Raw genomic sequence first — 6,992 nt, forward strand, 5'->3', positions numbered from 1 at the left:
TACGGTTGTGCATACGTTTGCAATGTTTTTATTATTTTTTAGATAATTTTAAGAATAAAAAATAGAGGTATAAAATACACCTCTATTTTTTATTCTTAATTATATAAAGACAAAATACCATTAAAATCTGATATTTTACATTTTATAAGTTATTTTAAATCTACATAATTGTTATTTACTACTATAGTCTTTCGTATCTCTTGGCAATCCTTTTTTAGCTAATTTACCTTCAACAATATCTTTTATTACTGAGTAAATTATAGCAAATAATGGAACTCCTATTATCATTCCAACAAGTCCTAAAAACTTACCTGCAACAAGTAGTGAGAATAATATCCAAAATGCTGATATCCCTATAGAATCTCCTAATATCTTAGGTCCTATAATATTTCCATCTAATTGTTGTATTATAAATATTAATACTAAGAACCATATTACCTTTGTTGGATCTACAAATAATATTATTATAGCCGATGGTATAGCACCAAAGAACGGCCCAAAGAATGGAATAATATTAGTTATACCTATAATCACAGATATTAATAAAGTATATGGCATTTTAAATATTGTAAGTAATACAAATGTTAAAACACCTATTATAGCTGAGTCTAATATCTTTCCACTTAAAAATTTACCAAAAGTATCATTAGTTCTGTGCGCTAACTCAACTGCAACTTCTGCGTGTTGCTTATTAAATACTGCGTAAGTTATTTTTTTACTTAGTGCACAGAATTTTTCTTTATCTATAAGTAGATAAATCGATACTACAAGTCCTATTACTATATTCCATATACTTGATGCTACCACCATTAAGGTATTTCCTAAAATTGGAATTAAATTCGTTGCTATTTTAATAACATAATTTACAAATTCATTCCATTTCTCAACTGCCATTCCTATGTATTCAGAGTCTACATTCATATTTTTTGTAATATCATTTAATACAGTACTTAAATTTGTTACATATGTTGGTATATCATTAACAAGCCCTGATACGCTATCAACTAATTGTGGAAGAACAAACTGTATAAATACATATATTAGTAAAAATGCAGCTATATATGTAAGAATTATACTAATCCCTCTTTTTGACTTCTGTTTAAGGCTTTTTAATTTATCAACCTTGTCCATTTTTTCTTCAATAAATGCCAATATAAAGTTTAAAAGGTATGCCATTACAAAACCTATTATAAATGGTTGCAATATACCTATTATCTCACTTAGCTTACTTGTAAAAGAACTCATTTGAGATAATATACTATAAAATAATATACTACAACAGATTACTATAAACGAATATACTGATACTGTAGTATACTTGTCATTCCAATTTACTTTCATTTTTCCTCCTTGTATGTTACATCGTCTTTGTTATTATAATTATAACCATTAAAGTGGCTATAGTGTCAATATAGTTTATTTTTTTTCATAATAATTTCATATAAATATGTTATTTTATACTATCCTCTTATTTCTATAAAGCCTTTTGAAACATTTATATTAAATAATTTCATATCATATATAATAAAAAGACTTATATAATATAAGTCTTTTTTAATAATTTCTAACTATAGATAATTTATCTTCTATATTTCTATTTGAAGATATTATTTCTCCCTCATAAACTACTTCATTAATATTAGTATCAAATATTTTTATATCCACTGGTTTATTACCTACAATATCATATTGTTTTCCACTTTTATCTTTTCTTGATGTGCTAAATTTATCTTGGTACATAGTTATTATCTTTCCTTCTATATAATAAATCCTTTTTATCCCCTCTATATCATTAAAATCTTGGCTATAATTTATTTGAAAATTATATTTTTCTTCATTTATTAAATCTAAATTTGGCAATGAATAAACAAGTTTTGAAATATAATTTTCTTTATTTTTTACTATTATCTTTAAATTATCATTTTCTATATAATAATGTATCCTTTCTTTGAAAAGATCATATCCACTTTCGCTTTTAGAGCTCATAAATTCTATGCTTTCATTTAACTCACTTTTAGTTATATCATATATTAGAAAATAGCTGTAAGAATAACCATCATTATTTCTATTAATTTCTATATATATTTTATCTTTATTTATAAACTTAACTCCACTTAACTGTTCCTCTTCTTTTATCCCTAATTCTTTTACTAATTCATATGTTTTCGAATGAATGTCTATTTTTAGTATATATAAAGTTTCTCTTCTATTACCATCTTCTGAATCGGTAATTTTTCTTGTTATCATATATAAATTATCTCTATACATAAAATTAGCATATATATTTTCAAATACATTTTCGTTATTTATATAAGAATCTTTATTTAAAGGTATCTTTATACGTTCTAATTTATTATCTTCCTTATTCATTCTTTCTATTTCTATATATTTATTTTTGATATCTTCAAAGTCATTGCTTATATATGCATCTCCTATATAATTTTTATCTTCAAACAAGTTTCTTTCATCTATATACGGATTGCTTGATAATTCTTTATATTTTCTATTGTTATTTAAATAAGCAGCATTTGAATTATTATCACTTAATTTTACGGTCTTCATTCCATCTTTATCTATTACTATTTCTTTATCATCTGAAACTGTTCCTAATGTATTTATTAATTTTGGAATCATTCTATTATTTTCCGGAATAAAATAAACATACATACTATTTTCATAATGATTAGGATTGAAAAAATTATAATAAATTGGATATTGAAGTTGATTATAGTTTATACTTCTCGTTGGATTATATACAAAACTTATATCCCCTATAGCATCTCTATCTCCACTAATATCTTTTAAAATAATTTTATCTTCATATGAATAGTTTAGTACTCCTACCATAATAATCATACTTAAACAGATTCCTATGATTTTTATTAAACCTCTTTTCATAATAACCCTCCTATAAATCTGTTTTATATAATAACTTATAACTTATAACTATATTTAAAATAGTAGTTATCAAGCATATATATATATTTAATTGTAGAGAATATATATATATATTATAAACTTTATAAAAAATAAATAGTAAATAAATAATCATTAATATACTTAAAATTAAATGTTTTACTTTTGATATATTTATATATTTGAAAAATAATATAACCATAAATAAAATCGATACTATACTAACTACAATTACTACATAATTATATATAAAACTATTAAAATTATATGGTAAAACAATAAAAAACTTATCTACTATAGATCGTACAAATCCAAAATTTTCTACATTGCCTTTCATCATAGGAGTCATTATCTTATGTGCTGCAAATAAAGTTAAAACAAAGCTTATTACATACATATAAATCAGACATATTATATTTATAAATTTACTTATATAAATATTTATTTTATTTTGAGGTAGCATATATAAAGTATAGATACTTTTATTTTTACCTATAAAATCTTTGTTCCATATTATTATTGAATATAACATACAAACTAGAAGCCCTATTAAAAATAATATTACCTCTGAATTGGTTATTAAGTTATCAAAACTTAAAATACCAACACTATTTACGTATAATTCTGAAACTTTAATCTTTCTAACTATTTTATCCATTATATAATTATAACTATTTAAATTCATTACTAATTTTCCAACTAACAAAGCACAAAAAGTTAAAATTATGATAAGGTAATTTCTTATATTTCTTTTAAATTCAAAATCGAAAAGACTTAATATTTTCCCCATAGTATACTCCCTTCTTTAATAATTTTTAACTAAGAATAGTTGTTGTTGCGTAGTTTTATCTCTATTTAAAAGCTGAGCTTCATAAAGCATTTTATTATTTTGTCTATTCATCTTGTTTACCTACTTTTTTAAATTCTGTAATACAATTATTAGGATTTTGTATTATCTTCCCTTCATATGATATATTTTGATTGTTTCTATCTATAACATATACCTTGTTTTTATCTTGCCATCCAGAAAAATAAAAATTACTTACATAAATATATATTTTTTCATTGTCCACTAAGCTTCCATGGATACTTCTTCCTGGGTCTTTATTTATATTTTTTTCTATTAAAATATCATTTTCAAAAATTTTATTATTGTTTATTAAATCATAACTTATATCACTTATTACTATATTTTCATTTATATCAGATGTAATTAAATTAAGTTTCCCCTCATCAAAGCTACTATCTATAACTTTTAAATATTCTTTTTCACTTATTGAATTAATACTATAAGTATTTTTATCTAAGTCGTAATCTAATAAATATAATTTACCTTGTTGTATAACCGAATCATCACCATTTTTTACACTTACAACTGAGTAAAACTTATTTTTATACTTTGTAGAATCTACCACACTTATTTCTAAAAATGGATACTTCTTATCTATACTATCTATAAGTTCTATTTTATCTACTATTTCTAACTTATTATTTTTTACATTTAACTTAGAAATTTCAATTATATTATTGTATGAATATTCCTGACAGTAATTACTCATTATATATATCTCATCTTTATACCTGTTAGACGCTAGTACTTCTATATTAGAAGATATAAATATTTCTTTAAAATCTACATTAATTGTATTTCTTTTTATATTTTCTTTATTTATATTTTGGTCGTATATAACATTATCTTTTCCTTGAGTTTGAAGTATTGTATTTTCATCTATTTTAATTATTTCATCATATATAAACTTTATATCTGTTATATAATTCTCTTTTGTTCTTATGTACTCATATCCAATATTAGATATGTTATCATTTCCGCTTAGAACATCTATAAGATTAAATACTTTACTATTATTTTTTTCTCCATAGTATTTTGTTGGTATAGTTTGTTTTCTTGTATTTCCTTTTTCTAGTGTATATTGATTTATTATATATTTACTGCCTTCATTATTTTCATAACTTATTGCTAGATTTTTTATTTCATTTATATTACCTTTTAAAGTTTTTATAGTTAATTTATCATTATTATTTCTAAGCGATAAAACTAAAAATAATAAAAACGTAAATACTATAACTACTATTGGTAGCTTTGATTTTAGATTCATGTCTCCCCCTTAAATATAAAACTTTTTATTTATCAATATATAGGATATATAACCTAATAGTATTGTTAAAATTGTACCTACTATAACGTCTACTCCAATATTATTTATATACTCTAATCCCAAATTAATATAAAAGTTTCCTATATTTTCATAAGTCATAATTTTATTTAAAATAATCAAACATAGTCCGATAATTATTATAAATAATCGTCTATTCTTACTTTTAAGGCTTATTATAAATACTATTACTGTAAATAATATTGATAGCTTTAAAATTAAGCCTATGCCATAAATCATAATGAAATCTATCAGATTTATAGGCATATTGTAATATAAGGTTGAAGGTAAATATGATAAGTCTTCAAACAATGATGTGGGTATTATCCCTGTATTCTTAAACATTAGATTAAATATATTTTTAGATATAAAAAGTATTGTAATTTGAGTTATTAATACTCCATAAATCATAACTATACTCGATACCATTTTAGATAGGTAGAGATTAAACTTATTACATGGAATCATCTTCAAAGTATAAACACTATTTTGAGTATATTCTCTTACCCAAGTATAAATTGAATATATAAATATTCCTATTATGCTAAGTCCCATAATATTATGTAGATAAGAGTTATTATATATAATTGAGATTCCATAAAATATTCCATCAAAACTATCCTTAATTTTTTCAACCATACTAAATCTATCTTGAAATCTATTAATCTGAATTATATTTAATCCAAGCATTATAGCTGATAAAATACTTAAGTATACTAAATAAAATTTACTATTTCTTTTTAGCTCCATATTAGTAAGTGCAAGAAGCTTATTCATATTTATAAACCTCCCTCATCTTATCTATTATGGATTTACCTTCATTTTCTCTTATATCCTCGGCATTAAATATTGATACTACTTTTCCGTCTTCAAGTAGTATTACATCATCTACTAATCCTTCTATTTCATCAATTTCATGAGTTGTTATAACTATGGCTTGATCTTCTTTCATATACTTTGTTATTGCTCTTAAAAATTCTTCTCTTTTAAAAATATCTATTCCTGAAAATGGTTCATCTAAAAGTATATAATCTGCATCTTGGCAAAATCCTAGTATTATTCTTACTCTTGCTACATTCCCTTTAGATAAATCATCTATTACCGAATTTATATCTAACTTAAACATGTTTATCATGTCATTTGCTTTATCTGCATTCCAGTTTTTATAAAAAGTTTCCATAAACTCAAAGCTATCTTTTATTGTTATTCCGCTAAAATGAGTATTTATATCCGGTACAAATGCTAGTTTGTCATATGTAGAATTGCTTAGCTTTTCTCCATCTATTAAAATTTCTCCCTTATCAATTTGAATAAGTCCACTTATAGCTTTCAAAGTTGTTGATTTCCCTACTCCATTTATACCAAGTAATGCAGTTATTTTCCCCTTTTCTATATTAAAACTCACATTATCTAAAGCCTTAATTTTTTTTACTTTTAAACTTTTCACCTTAGTGTAAGTTTTACTAACCTTTTTTACCTCTATCATTTTTACTCCTCCAAACTTAAATTCTTAATATTTTTCGCTTATAATTTCAATCACTTCTTCTTTTGTTACTTTTATAGCTTTCATATTTTCTATAAATACTTCTAATGACTCATTTATTAATTCCATTTTTATATTTTTGAGTATATTTTCATCAGTAGTTATATTACTTTGGTAATTTTTAAATGTATTTATTATCCCCATATCTCCCATCTCCTTATACGCTCTTTGTACTGTGTTTAAATTAACATTTAATTCTAATGCCATCTCTCTTCTAGATGGTACTGTATCTCCTGGATTCAATTCCCCTATTACTATTTGCTGTTTTATGTATTTAATAATTTGCAGATATATAGGAGATTTATTATCTAATTCAAACTTCATATTACCTCCTAAACCAGTGTATTAATTACATAATA

The 6,992-nt window shown here is 23.0% G+C and carries 7 protein-coding genes; all 7 read right to left on the minus strand.

Going from position 1 to position 6,992, the window contains the following annotated elements; translation table 11 throughout:
• Window positions 1-171: 171 nt before the first annotated feature.
• Window positions 172-1,341 (minus strand): AI-2E family transporter, encoded by a 1,170-nt coding sequence (locus tag JWF52_RS18965; RefSeq protein ID WP_208335027.1) that lies wholly within the window; start codon window positions 1,339-1,341, stop codon window positions 172-174.
• 213 nt (window positions 1,342-1,554) lie between these two features.
• A complete protein-coding gene (locus tag JWF52_RS18970; protein ID WP_208335028.1) occupies window positions 1,555-2,898 on the minus strand; it encodes a hypothetical protein in 1,344 nt (447 codons plus the stop codon).
• Between the two features lie 10 nt (window positions 2,899-2,908).
• A complete protein-coding gene (locus tag JWF52_RS18975) occupies window positions 2,909-3,706 on the minus strand; it encodes a hypothetical protein (RefSeq protein ID WP_208335029.1) in 798 nt (265 codons plus the stop codon).
• A gap of 103 nt (window positions 3,707-3,809) precedes the next feature.
• Window positions 3,810-5,033, minus strand: coding sequence for a hypothetical protein (locus JWF52_RS18980; protein WP_208335030.1), 1,224 nt, complete (start codon window positions 5,031-5,033; stop codon window positions 3,810-3,812).
• 9 nt (window positions 5,034-5,042) lie between these two features.
• Window positions 5,043-5,867 carry an ABC transporter permease gene (locus JWF52_RS18985; protein ID WP_208335032.1) on the minus strand — a complete coding sequence of 275 codons (825 nt, stop codon included), beginning with the start codon at window positions 5,865-5,867 and terminating at the stop codon, window positions 5,043-5,045.
• Window positions 5,860-6,576, minus strand: coding sequence for an ATP-binding cassette domain-containing protein (locus tag JWF52_RS18990; protein WP_208335033.1), 717 nt, complete (start codon window positions 6,574-6,576; stop codon window positions 5,860-5,862). Before JWF52_RS18990 ends, JWF52_RS18985 begins: the two co-directional genes overlap by 8 nt.
• Before the next feature lie 24 nt (window positions 6,577-6,600).
• Window positions 6,601-6,957 carry a GntR family transcriptional regulator gene (locus tag JWF52_RS18995; RefSeq protein ID WP_208335035.1) on the minus strand — a complete coding sequence of 119 codons (357 nt, stop codon included), beginning with the start codon at window positions 6,955-6,957 and terminating at the stop codon, window positions 6,601-6,603.
• Window positions 6,958-6,992: the final 35 nt, after the last annotated feature.

This window comes from Clostridium sp. CCUG 7971 (assembly GCF_017590215.1).
GTDB lineage: Bacteria > Bacillota > Clostridia > Peptostreptococcales > Peptostreptococcaceae > Faecalimicrobium.